This window comes from Methylobacterium sp. TK26, assembly GCF_055361565.1.
On the sequence record NZ_CM143965.1, the window covers coordinates 3,467,430 to 3,492,450 of the forward strand.

Here is a 25,021-nt window from a genome sequence, read left to right on the forward strand (position 1 = left end):
AACCCATGGCAGAGCGCAGCTACCGCATCGCGGTGATCCCCGGCGACGGGATCGGCAAGGAGGTCGTGCCCGAGGGCGTGCGCGTGCTGGAGAAGGCCGCCAAGCGCCACGGCTTCTCTCTGACCCTCGACTGGTTCGATTTCGCGAGCTGCGACTATTACGAACAGCACGGCCGGATGATGCCGGAGGATTGGAAGTCGCGGATCGAGGGCCACGACGCGATCTATTTCGGCGCGGTGGGCATGCCCGACCGGGTGCCGGACCACATCTCCCTGTGGGGCTCGCTGATCCTGTTCCGGCGGGAATTCGACCAATACGCCAACCTGCGCCCGGTGCGGCTGATGCCGGGGGTGAAGTGCCCTCTCGCCGACCGGAAGCCCGGCGACATCGATTTCTGGGTGGTCCGCGAGAACACCGAGGGCGAGTACTCGAACGCGGGCGGGCGGATGTTCGTCGGCACCGACCGGGAATTCGCCCTGCAGGAGACGATCATGACGCGCCACGGCGTCGACCGGATCCTCAAGTTCGCCTTCGAGCTGGCCAAGACCCGGCCGCGCAAGCACGTCACCTCGGCCACCAAGTCCAACGGCATCTCGATCACCATGCCGTACTGGGACGAGCGGGTGCGGGCCATGGCGAGGTCCTACCCGGACGTGACCTGGGACCAGTACCACATCGACATCCTGACCGCGCATTTCGTGCTGAACCCGGACCGGTTCGACGTGGTCGTGGCCTCGAACCTGTTCGGGGACATCCTGTCCGACCTCGGCCCCGCCTGCACGGGCACGATCGGCATCGCGCCCTCGGGCAACATCAACCCGGAGCGGGTGCATCCGTCGGTGTTCGAGCCGGTCCACGGCTCGGCCCCCGACATCGCGGGCCAGGGCATCGCCAACCCGATCGGCCAGATCTGGTCCGGGGCGATGATGCTGGAGCACCTCGGCGAGCACGCGGCGGCCGCCGAGATCGTCACCGGCATCGAGCGGGTGCTGGCCGAGCGGACGCTTCGCACCCGCGACCTCGGCGGCAACGCGGACACGCAAGCCTGCGGGAAGGCCGTGGAGGAGGCGCTGGGGTAGGCAGCAGACTGCCACCCTCCACCTCATCCTGAGGTGCCCGCGCCAGCGGGCCTCGAAGGAGGGCTCCAGGGATCGCGATGCGGCTGGAGCCCTCGTTCGAGGGCTCCACTTCGCTCCGCCACCTCAGGATGAGGTCAGCGAGTGGGATCGGCGCTGAAGCGCCGCTCAGCGCGGCCGGCGGCGGACGCTGACGACGTTGTCGGAGAGGTCGGCCTTCTCGGCCTTGGCGGCGGGCAGCGTGTCGGTCACGACCTTGACGATGCTCGGGGCGTCGAGGCCCGCTTCGGCGTACATCTTCTCCGGCTTGTCGTGGTCCTGGTACGTGTCCGGCAGGGTGAGCGTCCGCACCCGCACCCGGCCCGCATCCAGCGCGCCCTTCTCCGCGAGGAGATGCAGCACCATCGCCCCGAACCCGCCCCGCGAGCCCTCCTCGATCGTCACCAGCACCTCGTGCCGCGACGCCAGATCCAGGATCAGCGCCTCGTCCAGCGGCTTGGCGAAGCGCGCATCCGCCACCGTGACCGCCACGCCCTGCTCGGCGAGCGTATCCGCCGCCTTCAGCGCCTCGGCGAGGCGCGTGCCAAGCGACAGGATCGCCACCCGGGCGTTCGCGTCCTCGCGGACCATCCGGCCCTTGCCGATGGGCAGGGCCTCGCCCCGCTCCGGCAATTCGATGCCGACACCCTCGCCGCGCGGATAGCGCAGGGCGGACGGGCCGCTGTCATGGGCGTGCAACGTCGCCACCATGTGCACCAGCTCGGCCTCGTCGGCCGCCGCCATCACCGTCATGTTCGGCAGGCAGCAGAGATAGGCGAGGTCGAAGGCGCCGGCATGGGTCGCGCCGTCCGCCCCGACGAGCCCCGCCCGGTCCATGCAGAACCGCACCGGCAGGTTCTGCAGGGCGATGTCGTGCACCACCTGGTCGTAGGCCCGCTGCAGGAAGGTCGAGTAGATCGCCACGAACGGCTTGTAGCCCTCGGTGGCCAGACCGCCCGCGAAGGTCACGGCATGCTGCTCGGCGATGCCCACGTCGAAGGTCTTGTCCGGGTGTGCTTTTCCAAAGAGGTCGATGCCGGTGCCGCCGGGCATCGCGGCGGTGATCGCCACCACCTTCGGGTCGGCGTCGGCCGCCTTGATCAGGCTCTCGCCGAACACCCGTGTGTAGGCCGGCGCGTTCGGCTTGGCCTTGGCCTGGACGCCCGACACCACGTCGAACTTCACCACACCATGGTAGCGGTCGGCCGACGCCTCGGCCGGGGCGTAGCCCTTGCCCTTGCGGGTGACGACATGCAGCAGGATCGGGCCGGTCTCGGTGTCGCGGACGTTCTTCAGCACCGGCAGCAGGTGGTCGAGGTTGTGGCCATCGACCGGGCCCACGTAGTGGAAGCCCATCTCCTCGAACATCGTGCCGCCGCCGACCACGAGGGAGCGGGCGTACTCTTCCGCCGCCGCCGCGCGCTGGTAGATCGCCTTCGGCAGCAGCTTGCCGAGTTGCTTGGCGGCATCGCGCAGGGTCCGGTAGGTGTCGCCCGAGGCGAGCCGCGCGAGATAGGCCGACATCGCGCCCACGGGGGGCGCGATGGACATGTCGTTGTCGTTGAGGATGACGATGAGGCGCGAATGCAGGGCGCCGGCATTGTTCATGGCCTCATAGGCCATGCCCGCCGACATCGAGCCGTCGCCGATCACCGCGATCATGTTGCGGCGCTTCGGATTCTGGCCCTTGGCCTTGGCGGCGGCGGCGTCGAGGTCGCGGCCCACCGCCATGCCGAGCGCGGCCGAGATCGAGGTGGAGGAATGCGCCGCGCCGAACGGGTCGTAGACGCTCTCGGAGCGCTTGGTGAAGCCGGACAGGCCCCCGCCCTGGCGCAGGGTGCGGATGCGGTCGCGGCGGCCGGTGAGGATCTTGTGCGGGTAGCACTGGTGGCCGACATCCCAGACGATGCGGTCGTCGGGGGTGTCGAAGACGTGGTGCAGGGCGACGGTGAGCTCGACGACGCCGAGCCCCGAGCCGAGATGGCCGCCGGTGATGGACACGGCGTCGATCATCTCGGCGCGCACGGCATCGGCCACGGATTGCAGCTCGCCTTCCGGCACCGTCCGCAGATCCGACGGCTCGTTCACACGATCCAGCAACGCTGATTGCTCAGGGGTGATCGCCACGGTCACAACCTCATTTCCCACGGGACCGACCCGAGACTTCACGACACATCGAGGGGCGCCACACCCTCCGCCCGCCCATCGGCGGTGAGGGTGATCCGCTGGATCCGCGCCTCGGCCTGCTTGAGCAGGGCTTCGCAGCGCCGCTTCAGTGCCTCGCCGCGTTCGTAGATCGCCACTGATTCGTCGAGCGGCACGTCGCCGCGCTCGAGCTTGCGCACGATCTCCTCAAGGTGCTCCAGGGCCACCTCGAACGGCAGGGCATCGATCGACGGGTCGGTCGCTGGTGTCTCTGCGGTCATCCCTGACTCATCCTTTGTCCGGTTCTAAGGCGGCTTGCGAAGCGGGGACAACCCGGCTCGTCCGAAACCGGGCCCGTCATCCGCCGCTTTTGCCCGGAACGGGCGCGTTTGCGCCACCCCTGTTTCGGGCCGTGTCAGTCCAGGGCGAGGACGAAGGGCGTGCCCTCGAAGGCGTCGGCGCCGCGCCCGATTCGCGCGATGGCGGCGACCATCCTTCCATTGCGCCCGAGCAGCCGGTCCGCGATCTCCACGAACAGCCGGTTGGGGGTGGCCGAAGGCGAGGCGGCGCGCAAGGCATCGGCGATGGCGCCCTCGTCCCGCTCCGGCGCCAGGGCGCAGGCGGCGATGTAGGCGGCGGCCGGCGAGCGGCTGATGCCGGCATAGCAATGGATCACCAGCGGCCGCTCCCGCGGCCACGCGCGGATGAAGGCGAGGAGCGCCGCCACATGCTCCTCGCCGGGCAGGACATGGCCCGCCTGAGGTGCGGCGATATCGCTCACGCCGATCCGCTCGTGGTGCTCGGGCGGAATCGCGGCCGGGCGCTCGACGGGCATCCCGACGGTGACGAGGGTGAGGAGATGGCTCGCTCCCGTCGCGAGGACGGTGTCGGGCAGGCGCGAGAGCGGGCAGACGTGCAGGGTCGGCATCGTCCGCCCGTGCGATGCGATCGTGTCCGATCGAGGGCGGAGGGTGTCGGGGCCAAGCCCCGACAGACGTCCGGTCAGGCCGCGTTGACGGCGAGCGCGTGCGGGTTGCCGGCGAGGCCGGCGCAGAGGTCGTCGATCTCGGTGAGATCCAGGGCGTCGCCGGTCTGGCCGGCGATGGTGTCGATCAGGTGGTCCTGGCGCGGGTCGAACGGATGACCCTGCATCCGGTAGAACTGGTAGTAGCGCAGAGCGGCGAGGACGGTGTCGCGTTCTCGGTCGGTTACGGTGAAGTTCTGCATGGGTCTTCGCTTCCCCTTGTGGCTTCAACGAACGCCTGGACCGGACCGCGACGCCGCGGACCAAGCTTGGCCATTGTAGCGCGCGTGTCACAAGCGGGACAGTTCTTGACAGATCGCACCGACGTGATTCGTTTTCGTTAGGATTTTCTGCCGTGGCGCTTTGTCTGCGGCGGCGGGACTGTGCGAGACTTTAAGCCGCTGTCTTTTTCGCCTTGCGGGCCGCGCCTCCGGCTCCACCTCGTCCGGGATGGAGCGAGCAGCCGGAGCCGATGGCGACCTACTTCACCGCCGACACCCATTTCGGCGATCCGCATGTCCTGCGGCATGCCCGCGCGCGTTTCGGCACGGTGGAGGCCCATGACGAGGCGCTGATCGCCGCCTGGAACGCGGTCGTCGGGCCGGAGGATACGGTCTGGCATCTCGGCGACTTCGCCGTGGAGGCGAGCCGCGCGCGCTGCGCGGAGGTGTTCTCGCGGCTACACGGGCTGAAGCACCTCGTGCGCGGCAACCACGATTCGAACCGCATCCTCGACCTGCCCTGGGCCGCGCCCCCCATGGAGAGCATGCGTCTCACCGTGACGGACGGGACCGGCCGCGACCGGCGCCTGTTCCTGTCGCATTACGCGCACCGCGCCTGGCCGGGCCTGTGGCGCGAGACGCTCCACCTCTTCGGCCACAGCCACGGCTGGCTCCCCGACACCAGCCGCTCCTGCGATGTCGGCATCGACGCCTGCGACGCGCGTCCGGTCGATCTCGACGCGATCCTCCTGCGCCTGCAAGCGGCGGAGCTGGTGCCGGAGGAACTGGCCCGGCACGGGATGCGGTGAGGACCGGCTTGCGGTCGGGCGGCAACGCTTTCATCATCGGCCCGTTCGACTCGATGGGGTTTCAGGGTGTGGCCGGTCGGCTCCGTATCCATCGCCATCACCGAGTATGGCTTCGGAAACACGGTGCTGGTCGAGATCGGGACGCCCATCGGTCGCCTGGAGGCGGTCGGGGAACTGGAGCAAATCGGCCGAACATTGTATTTTCGTCGGGCGCACGTTCAGGGGCTGCACCGGGGTGCCTTGGGGCGGGCGGGATTGAACGCAATCGGTGCGGAGATCCTGAGAGAGGCTGAGGCCGATGCGGTCGTCGTTGAAGGAGGCCCTCGAACGACCGGTGCGGGACCGAAGCGCGGGCGCAGGCCGCCGCCCTTCCGGTATCCCCGTTGAACTCGTGCTGCGGGCACCGGGTATGATCGAACAGCCCGTGAGCCTCGTGCGGGCGCTGGCGGGTTTCGGCCTGGACCTCGGTGAGGCGCACGACGTGCTCGACCGGCTCGCGGGTGGGCACAAGGTGCCGGTGACCCTGTACCTGACACCACAGAGCGAATCGCCCTTCGCCCTCCAAGGGTTCGGAGTCTGCGCGGACGCCCCGACCCGGGACGAGGCGATCGACCTGATCAGACGGCGGGGATTGGCGGCGGCCTGATCCACCGATTGCCTTCCGGCGCTCATTTGTGTATCGCCACTCCGCGCCCCCGAGACACCCTTGGAGGCAGGGGCGCGCCGGGAAGGCTTGAGCCGTCCGCTTCGGGCGGCTTTTTCGCGTTCCGGCTCCAGCTATCTGAAGGATCACGCCTATGAGCGCCATCAAGTCGCTTGAGGCCGTGGCACGCGACCGGGTCGGCAAGGGGGCCGCCCGGGCCGTTCGTCGCCAGGGCCAGATTCCCGCCGTCATCTACGGCGCGGGCCAGCCGCCGGTCTCCATCGCCATCGACCTCATCCGTGCCCGCACGCTGATCTATGCCGGCGGGTTCAAGACCACCGTGTTCGAGATCGCGGTCGGCGGCCGCAAGCTGCGCGCCATCCCGCGCGACTTCCAGCTCGATCCGGTCTCCGGCGTGCCGATGCACGTCGACTTCCTGCGGGTCGTCTCGGGCCAGACCGTGACGGTCGCCGTGCCGGTGCACTTCGTCAACGAGGACGCGGCGCCGGGCATCAAGCAGGGCGGCGGCACCCTCAACATCTCGCACCACACCCTCGAGCTCGACGTCGCCCCGGACCAGATCCCGGACGCCATCGAGGTCGACCTGACCGGCCGCGAGATCGGCGACGTGATCCACGTCTCCGACATCAAGATCCCGGCCGGCACCTACACCGGCGAATCGACCGATCCGGTCGCCAACATCGTCCCGCCGACGGTGCTGGGCGCCGAGGTCGAGGCCGAGGAGGCCGCGATCGCCGAGGCGCAGTCCGCCGAGGCCGCCGAGGAGAAGGCCGAGGCCGAGGCCGAGGCCGCCGAGGAAGAGGCCGAGAAGAAGGCCGAGTCCGAGGACTGATCCTCCGGACATCCCGCACACGAGAAAGCCCCGGCCGTCCGGCCGGGGCTTTTTTCATGCCTCACGGATAGAGGCGCGTGCCCCGCCAGCCCGCGCCGTCACGCACGAACCGCACCCGGTCGTGCAGGCGGAACTCGCCGTTCCGCCAGAACTCGATGCTGGTCGGCAGGATGCGGAAGCCGGTCCAGTGCGGCGGGCGCGGCACCGGCCCGTCGCCGACCCGCTCCGTCACGGCGGCGACGGCGTCCATCAGCGCCGTCCGGTCCGCGACGGGCCGCGATTGCTGGCTCGCGATGGCGCCGATGCGGCTTTCCCGGCGGCGGCTCGCGAAATAGGCGTCGGCCTCCGCATCGGTCACGCGCTCGACGGGGCCCCGCGCGCGGATCTGCCGGCCCAGGCTCTTCCAGTACAGGACCAGGGCGGCCTGCGGGTTCGCGGCCAGCTCCTCGCCCTTGGTCGATTGCGTGTTGGTGTAGAACACGAAGCCGCGCTCATCGAACGCCTTCAGCAGCACCACCCGCACGTCGGGCAGGCCGTCGCTGCCGGCCGTGGCCAGGGCCATGGCGTTCGGATCGTTCGGCTCGGCGGCCTCGGCCTCCTTCATCCAGGCCGCGAACAGAGTGACCGGATTCTCGGCGCGGGTGAAATCTTCCGGAATCACGGGAGCCGGGCCACCGATCGTTAACTCGTTCAAGGGAAGACTCCTGCCTGCCACGTCCGGGGCCTGAGGGGGCAACGGCGCGTCCGTCGAACGCAAAAGACCGCCGTTGAGTCAGGTATGATGGTCTGATGGTCTCGCGTCACTGTAAAGGTTTCCGGACCCTCGTTCCGGCGGGGGCTGCCCTGTGTCTGGGCGTCATCCTCGGGGGGTGCAGCCAGCCGCTGCTGCTGTTCCGGGGCACGCCCGAGCCGGCGGCGTCGACCGCCGTCGAGGAGCCCCTGACGACGGGCAGCATCGCGCCGCCCAAGACATTCGGGCCGGACCTCAACGGCGAGGATTGGCGGCGGGCGCAGGCCGCGCTGACGGTCGCCCTCGATCCGCAGGGCAACGGCCGCCCGGTGAAGTGGGACAATCCCGATTCCGGGATGCACGGCTCGGTGAACCCGACCGGCCTGCCCTACGTGGCGGACGACCGGATCTGCCGGAATTTCCTCGCTTCGGTCATCGGCTCGGAGAAGAGCCGCTTCGTGCGCGGAACGGGCTGCAAGCCCTCCGGCGGCGACTGGACCCTGCAGGCGATGCACAAGGCCGCCGCACCCGCCAGGGAGTCTGGCAAGGATCCCGGCAAGAATACGGACAAGGTGGGGGAATGAGGCGCGGGCGGCCCCGGTGAGCCGCCCGCGCCTCCGCCGATCTCAGTACGGGTAGCCGTAATACGACCGCATCCGCAGGCGGCCGGCCGGCTCGGGCTGCGGGCCGGGGGGCACCGCGTAGCGGGAGGCCTCATCCGGCGCGTAGGTCTGCAGGTAGGAATCGTAGCCCGGATCGCGGTAATTGCCGTTGTTGACGCCGGCCGAGCGGTCGTTGCCGCTGAGCGCCGCGTAGGGCGAGAGGCCGCTGCCCGCATCGCCGCCGCCACCGCCGCCGCGCGCGAGGGCCGCGCCGGGGAGGAGGGCGAGGAGGGCGCCGCCGAGGGCGAGGCCGAGTCGAGTGCCAGTCATTCCGGGTCTCCGGGTTTGCGAACTTGACGATTGAACGGGGCCGCCGGGGCGGCGGTTCCTGCCGCGAGCCGGCGGAGGGATGTCACGGGGCCGTAGCTGTTGGCCAGGATGCGCGCCCGCGCCTCCGCCAGGGGCTCCACCGCCACCGCCATGTGGTGGCCGTTGGCGTGGAGGAGGGAGGTGGCGTCGCGCATCATCCCGACATGGCCGCGCCAGAACACCAGATCCCCCCGTCGCAGCCCGTCGGGATCGTCGGGCAGGGCGGTGCCGAGGCCGCGCTCCTGCATGTCGGCGTCGCGGGGGCAGTCGCGGCCCGCGAGGTGCAGGCAGAGCTGCACCAGCCCGGAGCAGTCGAGCCCGAGGCTCGTGCGCCCGCCCCAGAGATAGGGCGTGCCGACGAGCCGCTCGGCGGTGCCGACGAAATCCGGGGCGGTGAAACCCGCCTCCCGGCAATGGGCGGCGAAGACGAAGCCGCCCGGCGTCGCGAGATAGTCGCCCTCCCGCCCGGTCGCGGTGAGGCGGGCGCCGAGGCCGAGATGGCCGAGCGGCGGCCGCTTCAGGTCCGGAGCCGGGTAGAGGAAGCTGCGCACAGCCGTGACCACATGGGTGGGCTCCGGGTCGGCCGGGCCGAGGCTGCCCAGCGGCAGGTAGCCGACATAGCCGTCGCGCGTCAGCTGGACGAAGGCATGCCCGTCCTCCTCCGCGTAGAAGGTGACGGCATCGCCCAGCACGGCCTCGGTCTCGGTGCCGGAGGCGTCCGAGGGCGTCCGCCGCAGGGGCGCGGAGGGGACGACGACCCGCCGCGCCTGCCCCGCGACGAAGCGCGCGGCCTCGACCTGCCCGCGCAGGGCGGCATCCGCCAGATGCGGCCGGGCGGGCGTGAGACGCGGATCGAACGGCATGGTCATGGGCGCAGGATAGGCCCTGCCGGGTTAATGCGAAACGCGGGCGTCGCCCGCCGGGCCGGCGGGCGCGAGCCCGGCGGGCACGGCCCGCCATCCATGCGGCATGCCGTCGCGCCGGGATGCCTCGAAAGAAGCCATCCGTCGATGCCATGGGCCGATCCCAGCGCGGGCGACCCATGCGATCACCATCGTTTGATGCACTGCACAACCAGCTTCGGGCGCGCTATGCTTGAGGCATGAAGACCGCGAGTCGTCCCGTGAAGAAGACACAGAAGAGCTTCGCCGACCTTCCGCCGATCCGGGTGCGCCGCGAGCCGCCGACGATCGTCGAGGCGGTGACCGCCGCCCAGGACCTGGCCGACGATGTCGAGCAGCAGGTGGAGATCGCCGCCGGGCTGATCGGCCTTCCCGCCGACGAGGTCCGGCCGCATGTGCTGGCCGCCAAGCGCGCCAAGCCGGAGCGGGTGCCCGAGCGCATCCTCAGCCACGCGAGCCCGAGCCGCGCGCCCCGCACGGTCATCGTCGAGCGCCGCGTCCGGCCGACGGTGGTGGTCGAGCGCCGCATCCGCCCGCTGACGCCGCCCCGCTGATCCGGTTCAGTCGCCCGTCGTCTGGCCGGTCCAGGTGGCGTGGCGGATGCCGGGGGCCTTCTCGAGTTCGGCCGTGACCGCGTCGAGCTCCGAGGCGTCGACGGCGCTGGCCGTCAGGGTGGCGATGACATCGACCGCGTCCTCGCCGCGCTCCTCGATCTCGATGGCGCTGACGGGGTAGTTCGCCGCCTCCAGCCGCTCGATCAGCAGGTCCTGCGCCGGCCCGGAGGCGCCCGGCGCCGTCGTCACCTGGACCTCGTAGGTGGCCTCCGTCTCCGACTCGCGGATCGGCAGGCGGTCGATGAGCTTCACGAGGGGGCGGAGCGCCGTGTTGCAGGCGAGCACCGTCACCGTGACGAAGGTCGCCTCCAGGGGCATGTCCGCCCCGGCGAAGGCGCCCACCGCCGCCGAGCACCAGAGCGTCGCGGCCGTGTTGAGGCCGCGCACGTTCATCCCCTCCTTCATGATCACGCCGGCGCCGAGGAAGCCGATGCCGGAGATCACGTAGGCCACGGTGCGGGTGCCGCCCTCGCCGCCGGTGAGGCGCATGCCGAGATCGACGAAGGCCGAGGCGCCCACCGCGACGAGCACCGCCGTGCGCAGGCCCGCCGTGCGCTGGCGATACTGTCGCTCGGCGCCGATGAAGGTGCCGAGGCAGAAGGCCACGAAGAGGCCGAGGGCGGATTTCACCGGCTCGGGGAGGTCGGCGTAGGCGAAGGCGGCATGCATGGCGGCCCGCTCATCCTCCCCGCCTGTGAAGAAACCGTGACACGATGCCCGCAAACGGCCCGGCCCACGCAGGATTGACGGGCACACGCCCGGCGGGCACACCCGAGACGGCTGCGAGAGAGCCCGTGCGCGACACGGGACCCGGCCGCGAGGAGACGTGCAGGATGCCGGATTGCGCCGACCTGTCGGGACCAATCCACTCATGAGCGGCGCGGCCCTCGCCGACCGTCCCTCGCCGGGAACCGATCCTTCCGGCCTGCACGGGCGGGTGCTCGCCCTGCGCGACGGGCTGGAGACCGGCCTGATCGGCGCCTCCGGCCTCGTGGAGCGGCTGCTCATCGGCCTCCTCACCGGGGGCCACCTGCTGATCGAGGGCGCCCCCGGCCTCGCCAAGACCCGCGCGGTGAAGCGCCTCGCGGAGGGGCTCGACGGCTCCTTCGCCCGCATCCAGTGCACCCCGGACCTGATGCCCGCCGACCTTACCGGCACCACCGTGTGGCGGCAGGACAGCGGGCATTTCGAATTCCTGCCCGGCCCGCTCTTCCACGCCCTGGTGCTGGTGGACGAGGTGAACCGCGCGCCCCCCAAGGTGCAGTCGGCGCTCCTCGAATCCATGGCCGAGGGGCAGGTGACGGTCTCCGGCGAGACCCACCGCCTGCACGACCCGTTCATGGTGGTGGCCACCCAGAACCCGATCGAGCACGCGGGCACCTTCCCCCTGCCCGAGGCGCAGCTCGACCGCTTCCTGCTGCACGTCGTGGTGGACATGCCCGACGCGGCCTCCGAGCGGGCGATCCTCGACCTCGTGGAGGGCGAGATCACCCACCGCATCGCGCCGATGCCGATCCGCCTGTCGATGGCGGACGTGCGCGCGGCCCGCGAGGCGGCGCTGGCCACCTACGTCTCCCCGGCGCTCAAGGACTATCTCGTGCGCCTCGTGGCGGCGACCCGCACCGACGAGGCCGCGCCGGACCTGCGCGGCGCCATCGAGCACCCGGCCTCGCCGCGCGGGACCCTCGCCCTGATGATGGCTGGCAAGGCGCGGGCGTGGCTGCGCGGGCGCGACCACGTGATCCCCGAGGACATCACCGAGCTGGCGCGGGACGCCCTGTCCCACCGGATCGGCCTGACCTGGCGGGCCTCCGCCGAGGGCAAGACCGCCCGGGGGCTGATCGACGACCTCGTACGGCGGGTGAAGGCCCTTTGAGCCGAGGCACGGCGGCACCGTCCCAAGATCCTGCCCAGGATCCCGTGATCCACCTCTCGGGCGAGGCGCTGATGGGGCTGCGCCACCTCGCCCGGCGGGGCGCGGCGCCCGTGACCCGCACGCTCGCCGGCCTGCCGGGGGGCATCGTCACCAGGCGGCGGGGCCGGGGCTCCGAGCCGGAGGACGTGCGCCTCTGGGCCGAGGGCGACGACCGCCGCCACATCGACCGCAACGCCACCGCCCGCACCGGGCAGTTGCACGTCCGCACCCATCACGACGAGCGCGACCGGGCGGTGATCCTGCTCGCGGATTTCCGGCCCTCCATGCTGTTCGGCACAAAGCGGACGCTCCGCTCCGTCGCGGCGGCCGAGGCGCTGGCCCTCCTCGGCTGGCGGATCGTCGCCGATGGCGGGCGCGTCGGCCTCGCCGTGGCGAGCGGGGCCGGGGAGCCCACCGTGCTGCGCCCGGCCGGGGGCGAGCGCGCCATGGCCTCCGTGACCGGCGCCCTCGCGGTGGCCCACGCCCAGGCGCTCGCAGCGGCGCGGGCGGAGGACCCGCCCCTCGAACCCCTGCTCGGCATCGCCGCGAGCCTCCTGCCGTCGGGCGGGCATCTCGTCATCGCCAGCGCCCTCGACGCCCCCGGCCCCGATTTCGAGCGCCTGCTCGGCCTCGTCTCCGAGCGGGTCTCGGTGCGCCTCCTCCTGGTGAGCGACGCCTTCGAGCGCGCTCGGCGGCCGGGCTTCTTCCCCTTCGCCCTCTCGGACGGGCGGCGGGGTTCGCTCCGGGCCGACGGCACCGGGGAGAGGATGCTCGACGCCCGCCTCGCGGAATACGCCGCGCGCGGCATCGCGGGCCTGCGCCTCGACGTGGAGGCGGGGCCGGAGGCCTACGCGCCGCTGATGGAGCGGCTCGATGCCGTGCTCTGAAACCGCGCGGGGCCGCCCGTGACCCCCGCCGACGCCCCTGCGACCCTCGACCAGTTGCGCGGCCTGCACCTGCCGGGCGGCGCGAGCGGCCCCGTGCCCGGGGAGATCCTGCTGGCGCTGGTCCTCGGCTTCGGCGCCGCCCTCCTCGTCGGGCTGCTGCGCATCCTCGTGAGCCGGGTCCGGGCCAGCGTCCGCCGGGCGGCGCTTGCCGACCTCGCCGGAAGCCGTACCCTCGCCCCGCCGGAAAGGATCCTCGCCCAGGCGCGGCTCCTGCGCCGCCTCGTGCGCACCCTCGACGGCGACGAGGCCGCCTCCGCCCACGGCGCCGCGTGGGCCGCGCGCCTCGACGGGCGCTTGCGCACCGACTTCTTCACCGCCGGCGCCGGGCGCGTGCTGGTGGACGGGCTCTACCGGCGCGAAGTGCCCGACCCCGCGCTCCTCGACGCGGAGCTGACCCGGCTGATCGGAAGGCTCAAGGCATGATGCCCGGCTGGCTCGCCGCCTTCGTCTCGGGCTTCGACCTCGCGGCCCCCTGGCTGCTCCTCGCCCTGCCGCTGCCGCTCCTCGCCGCGCGGCTCCTGCCCCGCGAGCGGGTCGAGGGCGGCGCCCTGCGCGTGCCCGGCACGCTGGCCACGAGCACGGGCACCGGCCACGAGGGCGCGGGGCGCGGCCGCCGCCGGGCCGCCCTGGTCTGGGGCCTGTGGATCTGCCTCGTCGCCGCCCTCAGCGGGCCGCGGGTGGTGATGCCCTCGGCCGCGCTGCCCGCCTCGGGGCGCGAGATCATGATCGCCATGGACCTGTCGGGCTCCATGGAGCGGCGCGACTTCTCCCTCGACGGCGAGACCGTGAGCCGGCTGGCGGCGGTGAAGCGCGTCGGCGCCGACTTCATCCGCCGCCGGGCGGGGGACCGGATCGGCCTCGTCCTGTTCGCGGATCAGGCCTACGTCGCCGCCGCGCTGACCTTCGACACCGCCTCCGTCGCCCGCGCCCTGGAGGAGGCGGCGATCGGCATTTCCGGCCGCTCCACCGGCATCGGCGACGGGCTCGGCTTGGCGCTGCGCCGCCTCGACCCCCGCGACGCGAACATCCCGGAGGGGCGCCCGGCCGCGACCAAGGCCGTGGTGCTGCTCTCGGACGGCGCCAACAACGCCGGCCAGACCGCGCCGAAGGACGTGGCCGACCTTGCCAAGGAGATCGGCGTGCGCGTCTACACGATCGCGCTCGGCCCCCGCGATCTCGCCGACGCCAACGGCGAGCAAGACGTGGTCGACAGCGAGACCCTGAAGACCATGGCCGAGACGAGCGGCGGGCGCTTCTTCCGGGTGAAGACCACGGACGACCTCGTCGCCGTGGCGCAGGCCATCGACACCCTGGAGGGCGGGCGCACCCCGCCCCCGCCGCTGCCCCTGCGCAAGGACCTGTGGGTGTGGCCGGGCGCCCTGGCGCTGGCCTTCGCCGTGGGGTTGCTCGCCGTGCGGAGGAGCGCATGACGCTCGCCGGCCTCACCCTCCTGCGGCCCTGGTGGCTCGCGGCGCTCCCCGTCGTCGTCGCCCTGGCCCTCTACGCCGTGCGCCGGGCGGCGCCGCTCGGCGATTGGGGCCGGGAGGTCGACCCCGCCCTGATGGCCTACCTCTCGCGCACCGGATCGGTGCTCGGCGGCAAGCGCGGCGCCAACCTCGCGGCGGGGCTCTGCGCGGCGGGCCTCGTCCTCGGCCTCGCCGGCCCGGCGGTGGAGCGCCGGGACACCGGCACGTTCCGCAACCTCGACGAGACGATCCTCGTCGTCGACCTCTCCCGCTCGGTCGCCGAGGGCGGCAACCTGCAGGGCGTGCGCGAGGCCGCCGCCTCCGTCGCGCAGGCCGCCGGCACGCGCCCCGTCGCCCTGGTGGTCTATGCCGGCGACGCCTACCTCGCCGCCTCCCCCACCACCGACCGGGACAGCCTCGGCACCACGCTCTTCTCCCTCGACGCCGACACGGTGCCCGACCGGGGCAGCCACCCGGAGCGCGGCCTCGCCCTCGCCAGCCGGACGCTCGCCGAGGCCAGCGTGATCGCCGCCGACGTGGTGCTGATCAGCGACGGCGACGGCATCGGCGAGGCCGCCCTGCGCGAGGCCGGGGCGATCCGCGCCCGGGGCTGGCGCCTCGACACCCTGTTCGTCCCCGCCACCAAAACCCTGCCGCCGGGCGTGCCGAACCCGGATCCCGGCCCGCTCCAGCGCCTCGCGGCGGCGGGCGGCGGCACCAGCGCCGAGATCCGTGCCGCGACCCCGGTGCTCGACGCGGTGGCAGCGCCCACCGCCCAGCATCTCGCGGCCGGCGGCTACGGCGTCGTCGCCTTCGCCGACCTCGGGCGTTGGCTGCTCGCCCTGGCGGCCCTGCCCGCCCTCCTGCTGTTCCGACGGAGCGCCTGATGCCGGTCGCCCTCGTGTCACCCCGGACCCTCGGCCTGCCGCAGGCGTGGCGGCGGAGTGCGCGGATCGGCGGGCTCGTCCTCGTCGGCCTGGGGATCGTGACCCTCGTCGCCCTGTCGCAGCCGCGCACCGGCTTCGGGCGCCTGCTGATGAGCGTCCACCTGCCCGGCCTCGCCGCGCGGGTGTTCGAGGACCCCGCATGGCGGGCCGCCGCCCTCTACGAGGCGGGCCGGCTGGACGAGGCCATCGCCCTGTTCCGCAACGGCGGGCGCCGGGCGAGCTACAACCTCGGCAACGCGCTCGCCCGCTCCGGCGACCTGCAGGGCGCCATCGCCGCCTACGACGAGGCCCTGCGCTTCAACCCCCGCGACGCGGACGCCCAGGCCAACCGATCGCTGATCGCCCGGATGCTGGAAGAGGCGATCGACCGCGGCCCCGGCGGCGGCATCGCCAACGGCACGGCGCAGTACGGCGCCCGCTACAACAAGTCCGCCCACCAGGACCCGAACGACGACGTCAACGCCTCGTCCAGCGGCGAGGGCCTCGCCGGCAACCGCGAAGCGAGCAGCAGCGCCTCGCTGCCCGGCAACAGCGCCGTCGCCCGGCGGGGGCGCTCCGAACAGGCCGCCATCGACTCGGCCGGCGGCAAGGCGCGCGGCTCGGTGGGCGACGCCGCCGGGCGCGGCCGCTCCGGCACCGGCCCCGCCATGGTCGCCGAGGCCCCCGAGCGCGAGGCCCGCCGGGTGACGAAGAGCTTCGAGGCGCACGAGATCCGCCCCGACCGCCTGTGGCTCCAGACCCTGCCCGACGATCCCGGCCGCTACCTCAAGCTCCGCCTCAAGGCCGAGCAGGCCCGCCGCGTCGAGGCCGGCACCGCCATGCCCGCCGGGAGCAACCCATGGTGATTTCTTGGCACTGGGGTCGCGGATTGCGGCGAGGGAAGATCGGGCTTCTCGCCGGGTTGCTGCTGGCCGGAATGTCGCTGCCCGCCCTCGCCGAGGTGGAGCCCGGCGACCTCACCCTCACCGTCACCCCCGAACTGAACGGCGGCGCGGCCCCCTACACCCGCGAGATGGTGCTCCTGAAGATCCACGGGGTCTACCGGCAGCCGATCCTGCTGGAGGAGGTGATCCAGCCGCCGCTCGCCAACTTCACCTGGACGCAGCTCGGCCGCGACCATTGGAGCAAGACCCGCCTCCCCGACGGCCAGACCGCCATCGCCTTCGACCGGACGGTGGCGATCTTCCCGCACCATGCGGGCGAGTTCACCCTCGAACCCTTCGTCCACCGGCTGACCATCAACGATGTCGGCGAGCGCAAGGTGGTGGACGTGCGCTCGCAGCCGATCCCCTTCACCGTCGCCGCCTGGACCGCCCCGACCGGCGGCCCCGACGCGAAGGAGCCCTGGTGGCTCCCCGCCCGCGACGTGAGCATCACCGATTCGTGGAGCCGCGACCCGGAGACGGTGAAGATCTACGAGACCGTCCGGCGGACGGTGGTGCTGGAGGCGCAGGGGATGCTCGCCGAGGGCCTGCCGCCCCGGCCGGTCATGCGCACGCGCGGCATCATCACCTTCGCCGGGCCGGTCGCCCGCGAGACCATCGTCACCCCCGCCGGCCCCGTCGCCCGCGCCACCTATGTCTGGGACGTGAAGCCCGGCGTGCCGGAGGTGATCCCCCTCGACGCCATCGCCATCCCGTGGTTCGACACGGTTTCGCGCACCATGCGCGAGGCCGAGATCCCCGCCCGCCAGATCGGCGGCGGCCTGCCCGACCGGGAGACCGACGGGGCCAAGGGCGCCGCCGCCTCCGCGCTGATCGCCGTGGCGGCGGGCGTGCTGGCCTTCGGCCTCGGCCTCGCCCTCCTCGGCTTCCGCCGGGAACGGGGGACGCTGCGCCTGCCTCCGACCCTCGCCCGCGACCTGCGCCGGGCCGCCCGATCCGGCGATGCCAACGCCGTCCGCGCCGCCGTGGCGGCGGGCGAGGCCGCGATGCCCGCCCTCGCCCGCCGCTGGCGGGAACGGCCCGAGACCCGCGAGGCTCTCGCCGCCCTCGACCGCGCCGTCTACGGCCCGACCGGGGGCGCGACGCCGGACCTCGTCGCCCTGGCCCGCGCCCTGACGAAGAGCGAGCCCGGCCGGGCCTTCGGCTCCGCCCCCGTGCTGAAGCCCCTCGACGGACCTGCATGATGTTGCCTGTTTTTCAGGCAGGCCGCGGCTTTGAGCAAAAGCTCAAGTCCTGAGCAAGCATCAATGTTTTGCACTATCTTGCGTCAACTGCATTCGCTCCGTAGACCGAACACCAACGGACGAAAAGTCCGCGTTTTCGCTGTCGCCCGGAGGACTAGACCGATGCCGCATACCACCGAAGTCAAGGACCGTTTCCGCACCCGCCTCGCCGCCGCCGATGCCCGCAGCAACGGCTTCCGGCAGAAGCTGCTGGATGACGGCACCCGCGCCCTTCAGCCGGTGATCGAGGTGCTGAACCTGATGGCCGAGGTGCTGAACGAGGAGCACAACGCCCATGGCTGCATCACCGGGACGGAGTTGCTGATCGACACCGACAATTTCGTCACCCTCTGCGCCAAGCTGCGCGGGGTCGACAGCGAGCAGAAGATCAAGATCAAGTACGGGCCCGAACTCGGCGGCAAGAACTATCTTTCTATCTCCGGCCTGCACCAGCGCTACAACGAGCGCCTCGTGCCGGGTTCGAGCGCCAGCGCACATATCGGCCGGGTGATCGGCAGCGACATCCATCTCGACGAGCATCGCGGCGCCGACCTCGCGGAGGTGGTCCGGGACGTGATCGAGGATTTCTACGTCGCGCAGATCGAGCAGCGCAGCCACTTCGCCGTCGCGGCGTAGGGTTCAGGCCCTTTCCCTCGTCCCGTCCCTGCGTTAACTCTCGGCGGGATGGGGATGGAGCTCCCCGACAACCGCCTTGCCGGATGACCGGCCAGGGCTGATGGCTCCTACCGCAAGGGCGGCTTCCGCCTGCGGTGGGGGCGTGCCCGCATCGCGGCCGGGCCGCCCGTCCAACCGGGACGGGACAGGCATGATCAACACCCTCATCGTTTTCCTCGGCGCCGGGATCGGCGGCGGGTTTCGGCATGGGCTCAACGTGGCGGTGGCGCGGACGCTGCCGGGCCTGGGCTTTCCCCTGGCGACGCTCCTCATCAACGTGCTGGGCTCGTTCCTGATGGGCGTGCTGGCCGAGGGCTTCGCCCTGCGCGGGGCGGCGGGCCACCCGGCCCGGCTGTTCCTGACGACGGGGGTGCTCGGCGGCTTCACCACCTTCTCGACCTTCTCCCTCGACGCGATCAGCCTCTACGAGCGCGGCGAGACGGCGGCGGCGGCCGGCTACGTGGTCGCCTCCGTCGCCGCCGGTCTTCTGGGGCTGATCGCCGGCATGGCCCTGGTGCGCGGCGTCCTGAGCGCGGCCTGACGGGGATCCCAAAGGGCGAGCCCTTTGGTGGGGTCCAGGGGCAAGGCCCCTGGCTCACTCCGCGATGAACTTCATCCGGTGATCGCGGTGTAGGTCGAGGATGGCGGCGGCCGTCTCCTCGATCGACCGGCGCGTCACGTCGATGGTCGGCCAGCGGTTCTTGATGAACAGCCGCCGCGAGGCGGTGATCTCGTCGGACACCGCCTCCCGGTCGACATACATCGAACTCTCGTCGGCGTTCAGGCTCGACAGCCGGTTCTGGCGGATCTGGATGATCCGCTCCGGCGAGGCGAATAGCCCGACGATCAGGGGCTTGCGCGCCGCCACGATGGCCGGCGGCATCGGCATGCCCGGCACGAGGGGGAGGTTCGTGGTCTTGAGGCCCCGGTTGGCCAGATAGATCGAGGTCGGCGTCTTCGAGGTGCGGCTGACGCCGAGCAGGATGACGTCCGCCTCCTCCAGATCCTCCGGCAGGTTGCCGTCGTCGTGGGCGAGGGTGAAGTTCATCGCGTCGATGCGCTTGAAGTACTCGGCGTTCAGCATGTGCTGGGCGCCGGGGCGCGCCGCCTTCTGCGTGCCGAGGTAGGATTGCAGCAGGTCGTGGACCGGCTGCAGCACCGACAGGCAGGGCGAACCCGACTCCCGCGCCGCCATCTCCAGCCGCTGGCCGAGGTCGCCCCCCACCAGGGTGTAGAGCACGAGGCCGGGCGCGGCGCGGATTTCCGAGATCACCCGCTCCAGCTGCGAGGCGGAGCGGACGAGGGGATAGACGTGCTCGATGGCCGAGACGCCCTCGTACTGCGCCGCCGCCGCGCGCCCGACATTGATGAGCGTCTCGCCGGTGGAATCCGACACGAGATGAAGGTGGAAGTAGCTGCGGCCCATACGCGGCGTCTCCGGCCGGTTCGGTTATCCAACGGCGACCGCCGGGGAGTCGATAAGTGTGGATAGGCAGGCCCGGTCGGCCGGTCCAGAGCAGAACCCCGTCCGGCTATCGACTCCTGCATACACAGGCCGTCAAATCGGGGCGGAATCCGCGCCCGGTTCGGGAAAAGCCGGACACGCAGGGTCCGGACCGGCTCACCACCCGGCGCAAAGCCTTGAGCGGGAACCCTCTTCCATCATCTTCGCGCAAATCCTTTAAAGCTCCGTTAACGGCGCCGAACCGGGGATCGGGTGTGGATACGGTTGCGCTCCCGCTCATCAGCCTCCAAGAGAAAAAACAGAGTCTAAGAATCTCTCTCTATCTTTATGAGAGGTCCCCTGGGGATCGTCGCGACCGGACCGGTTTGCGAGAAGGCGGGAGCGCATGACGGGTCAACCGGACAGGACGATGCTGAAGGTGCTCTCGGGCGAGGCGGTCTGGCCGCCTCCGGCCTGGATGATGCGCCAGGCCGGGCGCTATCTGCCGGAGTACCGGGCCACCCGGGCGACGGCGGGCTCCTTCCTCGACCTGTGCTACACGCCCGACTTCGCCGTGGAGGTGACGCTCCAGCCGATCCGCCGCTTCGGCTTCGACGCGGCGATCCTGTTCTCGGACATCCTCGTCGTGCCCCATGCCCTCGGGCAGGACGTGCGCTTCGTGGAGGGCGAGGGCCCGCGCCTCGATCCCCTGGGCGACCGCGCCGCCTTCGAGCGCCTGCGCGAGGCGGGCGACGGTTCGGTGATGACCCACCTCGCCCCCGTCTTCGAGACGGTGACGCGGCTGCGGGCCGAACTGCCGCCGGAGACGACGCTGCTCGGCTTCTGCGGCGCGCCGTGGACCGTGGCGAGCTACATGATCGGCGGCCGGGGCACCCCGGACCTCGCCCCCGCCCGGGCGCTCGCCGAGGGCGACACGGCGCTGGTGGACGAACTGATCGACCGCCTCGTCACGGTGCAGACCGACTACCTCGTGCGCCAGCTCGAGGCGGGGGCGGACGCCGTGCAGATTTTCGAATCCCATGCCGGCACCCTGCCCAAGGCGGTCCCCGCCTCCGCCGACGTGGTCGAGCCGGTGGGCGACGTCACCGAGAGCGCCCTGCCGGGCGGGGCGCCGCCGGACGCCCTCACCCGCTGGTCGCTCCGACCGATCGCCCGGATGATCGCGGGTGTCCGCGCCCGGGTGCCGGGTGCCAAGATCATCGTCTTCGCCCGGGGATCCGGCCTCGACGGCCATGCCCGCGTGGTGCCCGAGACCGGCGCCGACGCGGTGGGTGTCGATTGGGGCGTGGATCTGAAGGCCCTGCGGGGCCGCGTACCGGCCTCGACGGTCACGCAGGGGAACCTACACCCCGAAACGCTGATCGCGGGTGGCGCGGCCCTGGACGCGGCCGTGGACGGCATCCGCGAGGCCGTGCAGGGATCGCCCCACGTCTTCAACCTCGGCCACGGGATCACGCCGCAGACGCCGGTGGCCCATGTCGAGCGGATGCTCGCCCGGCTGAGGGGCTAGGGGCGTGCTCTACGACTGGATCAAGGCCGGGCACATCGTGAGCCTCATCGCCTGGATGGCGGCGATGCTCTACCTGCCCCGGCTGTTCGTCTACCATGCGAGCCTGCCGTTGGGCTCGGAGGCGCAATCGGCGACCTTCAAGATCATGGAGCGGCGCCTGCTCAAGGCGATCATGACGCCCGCCATGATCGCGACCTGGGTGTTCGGCCTGATCCTCGCCTGGATGAGCGGCTACTACGCCGCCCCCTGGCTGCAGGCGAAGTTCGCGCTGGTGGTGGCGATGTCGGGCATCCACGGGTGGCTCGCCCGGATGGTCAAGGACTTCGCCGCCGACCGGAACACCCGGGGCCACAAGTTCTACCGGGTGATCAACGAGGTGCCGACGCTGCTGATGATCGTCATCGTGGTGCTGGCGACGGTGAAGCCGGGCTTCTGACAGGGAGCCTCCGGCAGGCTCGGCCGTTATCGGCCATGCGCCGCACGACCTCCGCCCTCGCCGTCCTCCTCGTCCTCGCCGGCGGCTCCGCCGAAGCGGCGAGCTTTGCCTGCGACAAGGCCGAGGCCCCCGACGAGAAGGCGATCTGCGCCCATCTCCCCCTCAACGACCGGGACGTCGAGATGGCGACCCGGTTCGAGATCCTGAAGGCGGTGCTGCCGATGGGCGGCCAGTCGAAGCTGCGCGAGGACCAGGAGACCTGGCTCACCGAGCGCCGCACCTGCGCCGCCGACGTGGAATGCCTGCGCAACGCCTACGACGCGCGCCTCAAGGTACTGCGCGGTGTGCTGTCGGAATTCGCCAAGCAGGGGCCGCAGTAGATGGGAGAGCCCGAGGGGAGCCCTACTCCGCCAGGGCCGACTCGATGTCCGTGTGTGGGAAGTCGTTGCCCTTGAAGAGCAGCGTCGCGCCATAATGGCGGGCACAGGCATAGGCGAAGCAATCGCCGAAATTCAGCGATGCCCGGTGCCGGCCCTTGCCGTAGCGTTCGAACGCATCGAGCGCCCCGTCACCGACCTCGGGGGGAACGGCTATCACCACGATGCCGGCGAGGGCGAGATAATGGGTGATGGCCTCCCGCGCCTCCCCGAGGGGAAGGCCCAGGAGGCGGGCGACGGCGATCGTCGCCTCCCACACCGCCAGCGGCGACGTGATCCGCCGCTCCGCGCGCTTAAGCCCGGAAACGAGCCTCTTGGCGTCGTCCTCATCCGTGAGGATCGCCGTGAGCGCCGACGCATCCACGAACATCAGTCGCGCTCGTAGAGGCTGTCGATGAAGGCCTTGTCGGCGGGTTGGCCGGAGCCGGCGCGCGCCCGCAGGCGCCGCGTGAAGGCGAGCGTACGCTCCACGAGATCGGCCTCGCTCCCGGCGCGCGCACTCTCCTTGGTGCGGGCGATTTCGTTGAGCAGTGCCTGCCGGACGGCCTCGGTCTTGGTCGATCCCCTGAGCGACGTCAGCTCGTCGGCCAGGGCGTCGACCTGCGGATCCTTCACGTAGAGGGGCACGGACTCACCTCGAGGGATATCCCGAATGATCTTAGGGGATATCCCTCGATCCGTCCAACCTCACAACCGCGCCAGCAACCGTTCCGCCAGCGGGTTCTCGGCCGCGAAGGCGTAGTCGATCTTGCGGACGCTCACCGCCCGCGCGCCGGCCTGGACCAGGGCCTCGGCGAGGTCGAACACCGCCGCTTCGGGGCAGCGCAGGACGATCTCGCCGTCGGCACCCGTTGGGGCGCCGTAGGGCAATTCGGCTTCGTGCAGGCCCGCCAGGGTGGCGAGGTCGATGTCGCCCGCCTCCGGCATGCCGGCGCGGACCTCGCGGGTGGTGCGGGCCCGCTCCTCGGCGCTGATGCGGCCGAGGACGGCGCGCAGCGCCCCGCGCTGGGCCTCGCCCCAACGCGCCTTCAGGGAGGCGACGAGGTTCGCCTCCGAGCGCAGGATGATCCCGTCATCGAGGATCTTCAGGGCGTTCGCGGCGAGCGTCGCCCCCGTGGTGGTGATGTCCACGATGATCTCGGCCGAGCCCGCCGCCGGGGCGCCCTCGGTGGCGCCGAGGCTTTCCACGATCCGGTAATCGGCCACGCCGGTCTCGGCGAAGAACCGGCGGGTGAGGTTCACGTATTTCGTCGCGACGCGCAGCCGGCGGCCGTGGCGCACGCGCATGGTCGCGGCGACCTCGTCGAGGTCGGCCATCACCCGCACGTCGATCCAGGCCTGGGGCACGGCCACCACCACCGTGGCGTTGCCGAAGCCGAGCGGCGTCAGCAACTCCACCTGCCCGCGCACGTCGGGAAGGGTCTCGCGGATCAGGTCCTCGCCGGTCACGCCGAGATGGGCCGCGCCGGAGGCGAGCTGGCTCGCGATCTCCGAGGCCGAGAGGTAGCGGACCTCGACGCCGGGCACGCCGACGAGCTTGCCGCGATAATCCCGCGCCCCCGCCCCCTGCGCCAGCTTGAGGCCGGCGCGGGCGAAGAAGGCGTTGGCGTTCTCCTGCAGGCGCCCCTTGGAGGGCACCGCCAGCACGAGGGCATCGCTCATCGCCCGGCTCCCGTCGCGCGCTCGATCCAGAAGGTGCATCCCACGGCCGGCAGGGGCGCAGCGCTGCCGAGATGGGCGAGCAGGCCGTCGTAGCGCCCGCCGCCGACCAGCACCGGCCCGTCCCCCTCGGAAACCTCGAAGATGAAGCCGGTGTAATAGTCGAGGTTGCGGGCGAAGCCGCCCTGGAAGCGGAAGCTCTCGATGGGCAGCCCCCGCGCGGCGATGAAGCCGGTGCGCTCCTCAAACAGGTCGAGGGCGGCGTCCAGCGCCCCATGGCGCACGCCCGCATCGGCGACCAGCGCCCGCAGGTCCCGGGCGGCGGCGTCGGGATCGCCCGTCACCGCGCGGTAGCGGTCGAGGATCGCCCGGTTCTCGGCGTTGAGGCCGGCGCCGCCATTGGCCTGCGCCGTCGCCTTGCCGAGGAAGCGCTCGGCGATCTCGCCCGCGCTGCGCCCGCCCACCGCCGAGATGCCGGCGATGGCGAGCACGTCCTCCACGAAGGCGCGCACGCCCTGAGGGTCCTGGCCCTGGATGGCGGCGAGCAGCCCCGCGTGGCGGTCCTCGCCGGGGGCGCCCTCCGCCCCGTTGGTCACGGCGTCGAGGGAGCGCCCGGCGGCCAGCGCCCGGAGCGTGCGCCGCTTGGCGGCGGCCGGCACGGCGAGGCCGTCGAGGAGGGCCACCGTCAGCCCCATGTCGCCGAGGCGGACGGACGGGCTCGTCCGGCCGAGGAGGGCGAGCCCTTCGAGGGCGAGGCTCAGGACCTCGGCGTCGGCGGCCGGGGTGTCGGTGCGGCCGAACGATTCGATGCCGGCCTGGACGAATTCGGCGGGCTCCCCGGCGGTGAGCCGGAAGACCGGCCCGCCATAGCTGTAATCGGCGGCCTGCCCGTCGGCCCGCTGGCGGTGCAGGCGGCAGATGGGGATCGTGAATTCCGGCCGCAGGCACAGCTCGGCGCCACCGGCATCCTGCGTGACGAAGATCCGCCGCCGGATGTCCTCGCCGGACAATTCCAGGAACGGCTCGATCGGCTGCAGCACGGGGGGCGTCACGGGGGCGTAGCCGGCCGCCGCGAGATGGGCGATCAGCCGCGCCTGTGCTGGCTCAGCCGTTTCCGTGTCGGGCTCCGGTCGCGTCATGGTCATCCTCTTGCGGCCGCTCTGTAGCAACCGCCGCGCGGCTTGGCGACACGATGCGCGCAGCGAAGACGCGCGTGGTTATGCGCAGGGCCGTCCCGCGTCGAGCCCGGGGCCGGTTGAATCGCCGGCCCTGGATTTCCCGCGCCCGTCCGCCTAGACGTTGCAGTGCACCGGCGGGACCGGCCCCCCGGGATCCCCGCGCGACAGTGAGGCTCCGACAGTGGCCCTCTC

At 71.8% G+C, this 25,021-nt stretch carries 31 protein-coding genes and 1 riboswitch; of the genes, 18 read left to right on the forward strand and 13 right to left on the reverse strand.

The features are described 5' to 3' along the window. Positions 1 to 5: 5 nt before the first annotated feature. Positions 6 to 1,079 carry a tartrate dehydrogenase gene (locus ACXJ1Y_RS16795; RefSeq protein ID WP_463847311.1) on the forward strand — a complete coding sequence of 358 codons (1,074 nt, stop codon included), beginning with the start codon at positions 6 to 8 and terminating at the stop codon, positions 1,077 to 1,079. A 165-nt stretch (positions 1,080 to 1,244) separates the two neighbouring features. On the opposite strand, the gene dxs is transcribed toward ACXJ1Y_RS16795, so the two are convergent. The 4 genes from dxs to ACXJ1Y_RS16815 all read right to left on the reverse strand — a co-directional run bounded on the left by dxs (position 1,245) and on the right by ACXJ1Y_RS16815 (position 4,487). Then, positions 1,245 to 3,203, reverse strand: a complete 1,959-nt coding sequence (dxs, locus tag ACXJ1Y_RS16800; RefSeq protein WP_463847312.1) for a 1-deoxy-D-xylulose-5-phosphate synthase — start codon at positions 3,201 to 3,203, stop codon at positions 1,245 to 1,247. 77 nt (positions 3,204 to 3,280) lie between these two features. Further along, the gene (locus tag ACXJ1Y_RS16805) at positions 3,281 to 3,541 is read right to left on the reverse strand and encodes an exodeoxyribonuclease VII small subunit (protein ID WP_463847313.1); all 261 of its coding nucleotides are present in this window, start codon (positions 3,539 to 3,541) and stop codon (positions 3,281 to 3,283) included. Between the two features lie 134 nt (positions 3,542 to 3,675). Then, complete coding sequence (locus tag ACXJ1Y_RS16810) at positions 3,676 to 4,188, reverse strand: tyrosine phosphatase family protein (protein WP_463847314.1); 513 nt, start codon at positions 4,186 to 4,188, stop codon at positions 3,676 to 3,678. 74 nt (positions 4,189 to 4,262) lie between these two features. Then, on the reverse strand, positions 4,263 to 4,487 hold the full coding sequence (locus ACXJ1Y_RS16815; RefSeq protein WP_243957119.1) for a hypothetical protein: 225 nt from the start codon (positions 4,485 to 4,487) through the stop codon (positions 4,263 to 4,265). Between the two features lie 269 nt (positions 4,488 to 4,756). Here ACXJ1Y_RS16815 and ACXJ1Y_RS16820 point away from each other — a divergent pair, with 269 nt between their 5' ends. From ACXJ1Y_RS16820 to ACXJ1Y_RS16830, 3 genes are all read left to right on the forward strand, one after another. Beyond that, the gene (locus ACXJ1Y_RS16820; RefSeq protein WP_463847315.1) at positions 4,757 to 5,314 is read left to right on the forward strand and encodes a metallophosphoesterase; all 558 of its coding nucleotides are present in this window, start codon (positions 4,757 to 4,759) and stop codon (positions 5,312 to 5,314) included. 409 nt (positions 5,315 to 5,723) lie between these two features. After that, positions 5,724 to 5,960, forward strand: a complete 237-nt coding sequence (locus ACXJ1Y_RS16825; RefSeq protein WP_463847316.1) for a hypothetical protein — start codon at positions 5,724 to 5,726, stop codon at positions 5,958 to 5,960. A 151-nt stretch (positions 5,961 to 6,111) separates the two neighbouring features. Then, a complete protein-coding gene (locus ACXJ1Y_RS16830) occupies positions 6,112 to 6,810 on the forward strand; it encodes a 50S ribosomal protein L25/general stress protein Ctc (protein ID WP_463847317.1) in 699 nt (232 codons plus the stop codon). A gap of 61 nt (positions 6,811 to 6,871) precedes the next feature. Here the strand turns inward: ACXJ1Y_RS16830 and pdxH are convergent, their stop codons facing one another. Continuing rightward, positions 6,872 to 7,471: a pyridoxamine 5'-phosphate oxidase gene (pdxH, locus tag ACXJ1Y_RS16835; RefSeq protein WP_463847318.1), complete on the reverse strand. Its 600-nt coding sequence runs from the start codon at positions 7,469 to 7,471 to the stop codon at positions 6,872 to 6,874. Positions 7,472 to 7,599: 128 nt separating this feature from the next. Here pdxH and ACXJ1Y_RS16840 point away from each other — a divergent pair, with 128 nt between their 5' ends. Then, entirely contained in the window at positions 7,600 to 8,124 is a 525-nt protein-coding gene (locus ACXJ1Y_RS16840; RefSeq protein WP_463847319.1) for an RT0821/Lpp0805 family surface protein, read from the forward strand. Between the two features lie 42 nt (positions 8,125 to 8,166). On the opposite strand, the gene ACXJ1Y_RS16845 is transcribed toward ACXJ1Y_RS16840, so the two are convergent. Together ACXJ1Y_RS16845 and ACXJ1Y_RS16850 are read right to left on the reverse strand one after the other, a co-directional pair. Beyond that, positions 8,167 to 8,472 (reverse strand): hypothetical protein, encoded by a 306-nt coding sequence (locus ACXJ1Y_RS16845; RefSeq protein ID WP_463847320.1) that lies wholly within the window; start codon positions 8,470 to 8,472, stop codon positions 8,167 to 8,169. Continuing rightward, the gene (locus tag ACXJ1Y_RS16850; RefSeq protein WP_463847321.1) at positions 8,469 to 9,380 is read right to left on the reverse strand and encodes a C40 family peptidase; all 912 of its coding nucleotides are present in this window, start codon (positions 9,378 to 9,380) and stop codon (positions 8,469 to 8,471) included. The genes ACXJ1Y_RS16845 and ACXJ1Y_RS16850 overlap by 4 nt, the downstream gene beginning before the upstream one ends. A 254-nt stretch (positions 9,381 to 9,634) precedes the next feature. Between ACXJ1Y_RS16850 and ACXJ1Y_RS16855 the strand changes: the two genes are divergently transcribed. After that, positions 9,635 to 9,967: a hypothetical protein gene (locus ACXJ1Y_RS16855; RefSeq protein ID WP_463847322.1), complete on the forward strand. Its 333-nt coding sequence runs from the start codon at positions 9,635 to 9,637 to the stop codon at positions 9,965 to 9,967. 6 nt (positions 9,968 to 9,973) lie between these two features. Here the strand turns inward: ACXJ1Y_RS16855 and ACXJ1Y_RS16860 are convergent, their stop codons facing one another. Further along, the gene (locus ACXJ1Y_RS16860) at positions 9,974 to 10,696 is read right to left on the reverse strand and encodes an MgtC/SapB family protein (RefSeq protein WP_463847323.1); all 723 of its coding nucleotides are present in this window, start codon (positions 10,694 to 10,696) and stop codon (positions 9,974 to 9,976) included. 202 nt (positions 10,697 to 10,898) lie between these two features. Here ACXJ1Y_RS16860 and ACXJ1Y_RS16865 point away from each other — a divergent pair, with 202 nt between their 5' ends. The 9 genes from ACXJ1Y_RS16865 (at position 10,899) to crcB (ending at position 18,685) form a co-directional block, all read left to right on the forward strand. Further along, on the forward strand, positions 10,899 to 11,903 hold the full coding sequence (locus ACXJ1Y_RS16865) for an AAA family ATPase (protein WP_463847324.1): 1,005 nt from the start codon (positions 10,899 to 10,901) through the stop codon (positions 11,901 to 11,903). 71 nt (positions 11,904 to 11,974) lie between these two features. After that, positions 11,975 to 12,829 (forward strand): DUF58 domain-containing protein, encoded by an 855-nt coding sequence (locus tag ACXJ1Y_RS16870; protein ID WP_463850141.1) that lies wholly within the window; start codon positions 11,975 to 11,977, stop codon positions 12,827 to 12,829. An 18-nt stretch (positions 12,830 to 12,847) separates the two neighbouring features. Then, a complete protein-coding gene (locus ACXJ1Y_RS16875; RefSeq protein WP_463847325.1) occupies positions 12,848 to 13,312 on the forward strand; it encodes a DUF4381 family protein in 465 nt (154 codons plus the stop codon). Then, positions 13,312 to 14,319, forward strand: coding sequence for a VWA domain-containing protein (locus tag ACXJ1Y_RS16880; RefSeq protein ID WP_463850142.1), 1,008 nt, complete (start codon positions 13,312 to 13,314; stop codon positions 14,317 to 14,319). The genes ACXJ1Y_RS16875 and ACXJ1Y_RS16880 overlap by 1 nt, the downstream gene beginning before the upstream one ends. After that, a complete protein-coding gene (locus tag ACXJ1Y_RS16885; RefSeq protein ID WP_463847326.1) occupies positions 14,316 to 15,242 on the forward strand; it encodes a vWA domain-containing protein in 927 nt (308 codons plus the stop codon). Before ACXJ1Y_RS16880 ends, ACXJ1Y_RS16885 begins: the two co-directional genes overlap by 4 nt. Continuing rightward, positions 15,242 to 16,147 carry a tetratricopeptide repeat protein gene (locus tag ACXJ1Y_RS16890; RefSeq protein ID WP_463847327.1) on the forward strand — a complete coding sequence of 302 codons (906 nt, stop codon included), beginning with the start codon at positions 15,242 to 15,244 and terminating at the stop codon, positions 16,145 to 16,147. The genes ACXJ1Y_RS16885 and ACXJ1Y_RS16890 overlap by 1 nt, the downstream gene beginning before the upstream one ends. Next, positions 16,141 to 17,430 carry a hypothetical protein gene (locus tag ACXJ1Y_RS16895; RefSeq protein WP_463847328.1) on the forward strand — a complete coding sequence of 430 codons (1,290 nt, stop codon included), beginning with the start codon at positions 16,141 to 16,143 and terminating at the stop codon, positions 17,428 to 17,430. Before ACXJ1Y_RS16890 ends, ACXJ1Y_RS16895 begins: the two co-directional genes overlap by 7 nt. A gap of 162 nt (positions 17,431 to 17,592) precedes the next feature. Beyond that, positions 17,593 to 18,105, forward strand: a complete 513-nt coding sequence (locus ACXJ1Y_RS16900) for a hypothetical protein (protein ID WP_463847329.1) — start codon at positions 17,593 to 17,595, stop codon at positions 18,103 to 18,105. A gap of 41 nt (positions 18,106 to 18,146) precedes the next feature. Then, a riboswitch (Fluoride riboswitch) is annotated at positions 18,147 to 18,222 on the forward strand. Between the two features lie 73 nt (positions 18,223 to 18,295). Beyond that, entirely contained in the window at positions 18,296 to 18,685 is a 390-nt protein-coding gene (gene crcB, locus ACXJ1Y_RS16905; RefSeq protein ID WP_463847330.1) for a fluoride efflux transporter CrcB, read from the forward strand. A 54-nt stretch (positions 18,686 to 18,739) separates the two neighbouring features. Here the strand turns inward: crcB and ACXJ1Y_RS16910 are convergent, their stop codons facing one another. Beyond that, positions 18,740 to 19,570 (reverse strand): pyruvate, water dikinase regulatory protein, encoded by an 831-nt coding sequence (locus ACXJ1Y_RS16910; RefSeq protein WP_463847331.1) that lies wholly within the window; start codon positions 19,568 to 19,570, stop codon positions 18,740 to 18,742. Positions 19,571 to 19,994: 424 nt separating this feature from the next. On the opposite strand from ACXJ1Y_RS16910, the gene ACXJ1Y_RS16915 reads away from it, so the two are divergent. Genes ACXJ1Y_RS16915 through ACXJ1Y_RS16925 form a run of 3 tightly spaced genes read left to right on the forward strand, consistent with a single transcriptional unit; the run spans position 19,995 to position 21,935 of the window. Beyond that, positions 19,995 to 21,119, forward strand: coding sequence for a uroporphyrinogen decarboxylase (locus ACXJ1Y_RS16915; protein ID WP_463847332.1), 1,125 nt, complete (start codon positions 19,995 to 19,997; stop codon positions 21,117 to 21,119). 4 nt (positions 21,120 to 21,123) lie between these two features. Further along, positions 21,124 to 21,555, forward strand: a complete 432-nt coding sequence (hemJ, locus tag ACXJ1Y_RS16920) for a protoporphyrinogen oxidase HemJ (RefSeq protein ID WP_463847333.1) — start codon at positions 21,124 to 21,126, stop codon at positions 21,553 to 21,555. 35 nt (positions 21,556 to 21,590) lie between these two features. Further along, complete coding sequence (locus tag ACXJ1Y_RS16925) at positions 21,591 to 21,935, forward strand: lysozyme inhibitor LprI family protein (RefSeq protein WP_463847334.1); 345 nt, start codon at positions 21,591 to 21,593, stop codon at positions 21,933 to 21,935. Between the two features lie 22 nt (positions 21,936 to 21,957). Here ACXJ1Y_RS16925 and ACXJ1Y_RS16930 read toward each other — a convergent pair whose 3' ends face one another. Genes ACXJ1Y_RS16930 through ACXJ1Y_RS16945 form a run of 4 tightly spaced genes read right to left on the reverse strand, consistent with a single transcriptional unit; the run spans position 21,958 to position 24,790 of the window. Next, the gene (locus ACXJ1Y_RS16930) at positions 21,958 to 22,362 is read right to left on the reverse strand and encodes a type II toxin-antitoxin system VapC family toxin (RefSeq protein ID WP_463847335.1); all 405 of its coding nucleotides are present in this window, start codon (positions 22,360 to 22,362) and stop codon (positions 21,958 to 21,960) included. After that, the gene (locus tag ACXJ1Y_RS16935; protein ID WP_463847336.1) at positions 22,362 to 22,619 is read right to left on the reverse strand and encodes a type II toxin-antitoxin system VapB family antitoxin; all 258 of its coding nucleotides are present in this window, start codon (positions 22,617 to 22,619) and stop codon (positions 22,362 to 22,364) included. Before ACXJ1Y_RS16935 ends, ACXJ1Y_RS16930 begins: the two co-directional genes overlap by 1 nt. Positions 22,620 to 22,679: 60 nt before the next feature. Further along, a complete protein-coding gene (gene hisG, locus ACXJ1Y_RS16940; RefSeq protein ID WP_463847337.1) occupies positions 22,680 to 23,654 on the reverse strand; it encodes an ATP phosphoribosyltransferase in 975 nt (324 codons plus the stop codon). Then, a complete protein-coding gene (locus ACXJ1Y_RS16945; RefSeq protein WP_463847338.1) occupies positions 23,651 to 24,790 on the reverse strand; it encodes an ATP phosphoribosyltransferase regulatory subunit in 1,140 nt (379 codons plus the stop codon). Before ACXJ1Y_RS16945 ends, hisG begins: the two co-directional genes overlap by 4 nt. Positions 24,791 to 25,021 lie beyond the last annotated feature (231 nt).

What these genes read in the sequence shown, in the direction of transcription:
- ACXJ1Y_RS16795 (WP_463847311.1), top strand. Translation starts at nt 6, where the DNA reads ATGGCAGAGCGCAGCTACCGCATCGCGGTGATCCCCGGCGACGGGATC.
- ACXJ1Y_RS16805 (WP_463847313.1), bottom strand. Translation starts at nt 3,541, where the DNA reads ATGACCGCAGAGACACCAGCGACCGACCCGTCGATCGATGCCCTGCCG.
- ACXJ1Y_RS16810 (WP_463847314.1), bottom strand. Translation starts at nt 4,188, where the DNA reads ATGCCGACCCTGCACGTCTGCCCGCTCTCGCGCCTGCCCGACACCGTC.
- ACXJ1Y_RS16815 (WP_243957119.1), bottom strand. Translation starts at nt 4,487, where the DNA reads ATGCAGAACTTCACCGTAACCGACCGAGAACGCGACACCGTCCTCGCC.
- ACXJ1Y_RS16820 (WP_463847315.1), top strand. Translation starts at nt 4,757, where the DNA reads ATGGCGACCTACTTCACCGCCGACACCCATTTCGGCGATCCGCATGTC.
- ACXJ1Y_RS16825 (WP_463847316.1), top strand. Translation starts at nt 5,724, where the DNA reads ATGATCGAACAGCCCGTGAGCCTCGTGCGGGCGCTGGCGGGTTTCGGC.
- ACXJ1Y_RS16830 (WP_463847317.1), top strand. Translation starts at nt 6,112, where the DNA reads ATGAGCGCCATCAAGTCGCTTGAGGCCGTGGCACGCGACCGGGTCGGC.
- ACXJ1Y_RS16840 (WP_463847319.1), top strand. Translation starts at nt 7,600, where the DNA reads ATGGTCTCGCGTCACTGTAAAGGTTTCCGGACCCTCGTTCCGGCGGGG.
- ACXJ1Y_RS16845 (WP_463847320.1), bottom strand. Translation starts at nt 8,472, where the DNA reads ATGACTGGCACTCGACTCGGCCTCGCCCTCGGCGGCGCCCTCCTCGCC.
- ACXJ1Y_RS16850 (WP_463847321.1), bottom strand. Translation starts at nt 9,380, where the DNA reads ATGACCATGCCGTTCGATCCGCGTCTCACGCCCGCCCGGCCGCATCTG.
- ACXJ1Y_RS16860 (WP_463847323.1), bottom strand. Translation starts at nt 10,696, where the DNA reads ATGCATGCCGCCTTCGCCTACGCCGACCTCCCCGAGCCGGTGAAATCC.
- ACXJ1Y_RS16865 (WP_463847324.1), top strand. Translation starts at nt 10,899, where the DNA reads ATGAGCGGCGCGGCCCTCGCCGACCGTCCCTCGCCGGGAACCGATCCT.
- ACXJ1Y_RS16870 (WP_463850141.1), top strand. Translation starts at nt 11,975, where the DNA reads ATGGGGCTGCGCCACCTCGCCCGGCGGGGCGCGGCGCCCGTGACCCGC.
- ACXJ1Y_RS16880 (WP_463850142.1), top strand. Translation starts at nt 13,312, where the DNA reads ATGCCCGGCTGGCTCGCCGCCTTCGTCTCGGGCTTCGACCTCGCGGCC.
- ACXJ1Y_RS16885 (WP_463847326.1), top strand. Translation starts at nt 14,316, where the DNA reads ATGACGCTCGCCGGCCTCACCCTCCTGCGGCCCTGGTGGCTCGCGGCG.
- ACXJ1Y_RS16890 (WP_463847327.1), top strand. Translation starts at nt 15,242, where the DNA reads ATGCCGGTCGCCCTCGTGTCACCCCGGACCCTCGGCCTGCCGCAGGCG.
- ACXJ1Y_RS16895 (WP_463847328.1), top strand. Translation starts at nt 16,141, where the DNA reads ATGGTGATTTCTTGGCACTGGGGTCGCGGATTGCGGCGAGGGAAGATC.
- ACXJ1Y_RS16900 (WP_463847329.1), top strand. Translation starts at nt 17,593, where the DNA reads ATGCCGCATACCACCGAAGTCAAGGACCGTTTCCGCACCCGCCTCGCC.
- crcB (WP_463847330.1), top strand. Translation starts at nt 18,296, where the DNA reads ATGATCAACACCCTCATCGTTTTCCTCGGCGCCGGGATCGGCGGCGGG.
- ACXJ1Y_RS16910 (WP_463847331.1), bottom strand. Translation starts at nt 19,570, where the DNA reads ATGGGCCGCAGCTACTTCCACCTTCATCTCGTGTCGGATTCCACCGGC.
- ACXJ1Y_RS16915 (WP_463847332.1), top strand. Translation starts at nt 19,995, where the DNA reads ATGACGGGTCAACCGGACAGGACGATGCTGAAGGTGCTCTCGGGCGAG.
- ACXJ1Y_RS16925 (WP_463847334.1), top strand. Translation starts at nt 21,591, where the DNA reads ATGCGCCGCACGACCTCCGCCCTCGCCGTCCTCCTCGTCCTCGCCGGC.
- ACXJ1Y_RS16930 (WP_463847335.1), bottom strand. Translation starts at nt 22,362, where the DNA reads ATGTTCGTGGATGCGTCGGCGCTCACGGCGATCCTCACGGATGAGGAC.
- hisG (WP_463847337.1), bottom strand. Translation starts at nt 23,654, where the DNA reads ATGAGCGATGCCCTCGTGCTGGCGGTGCCCTCCAAGGGGCGCCTGCAG.
- ACXJ1Y_RS16945 (WP_463847338.1), bottom strand. Translation starts at nt 24,790, where the DNA reads ATGACGCGACCGGAGCCCGACACGGAAACGGCTGAGCCAGCACAGGCG.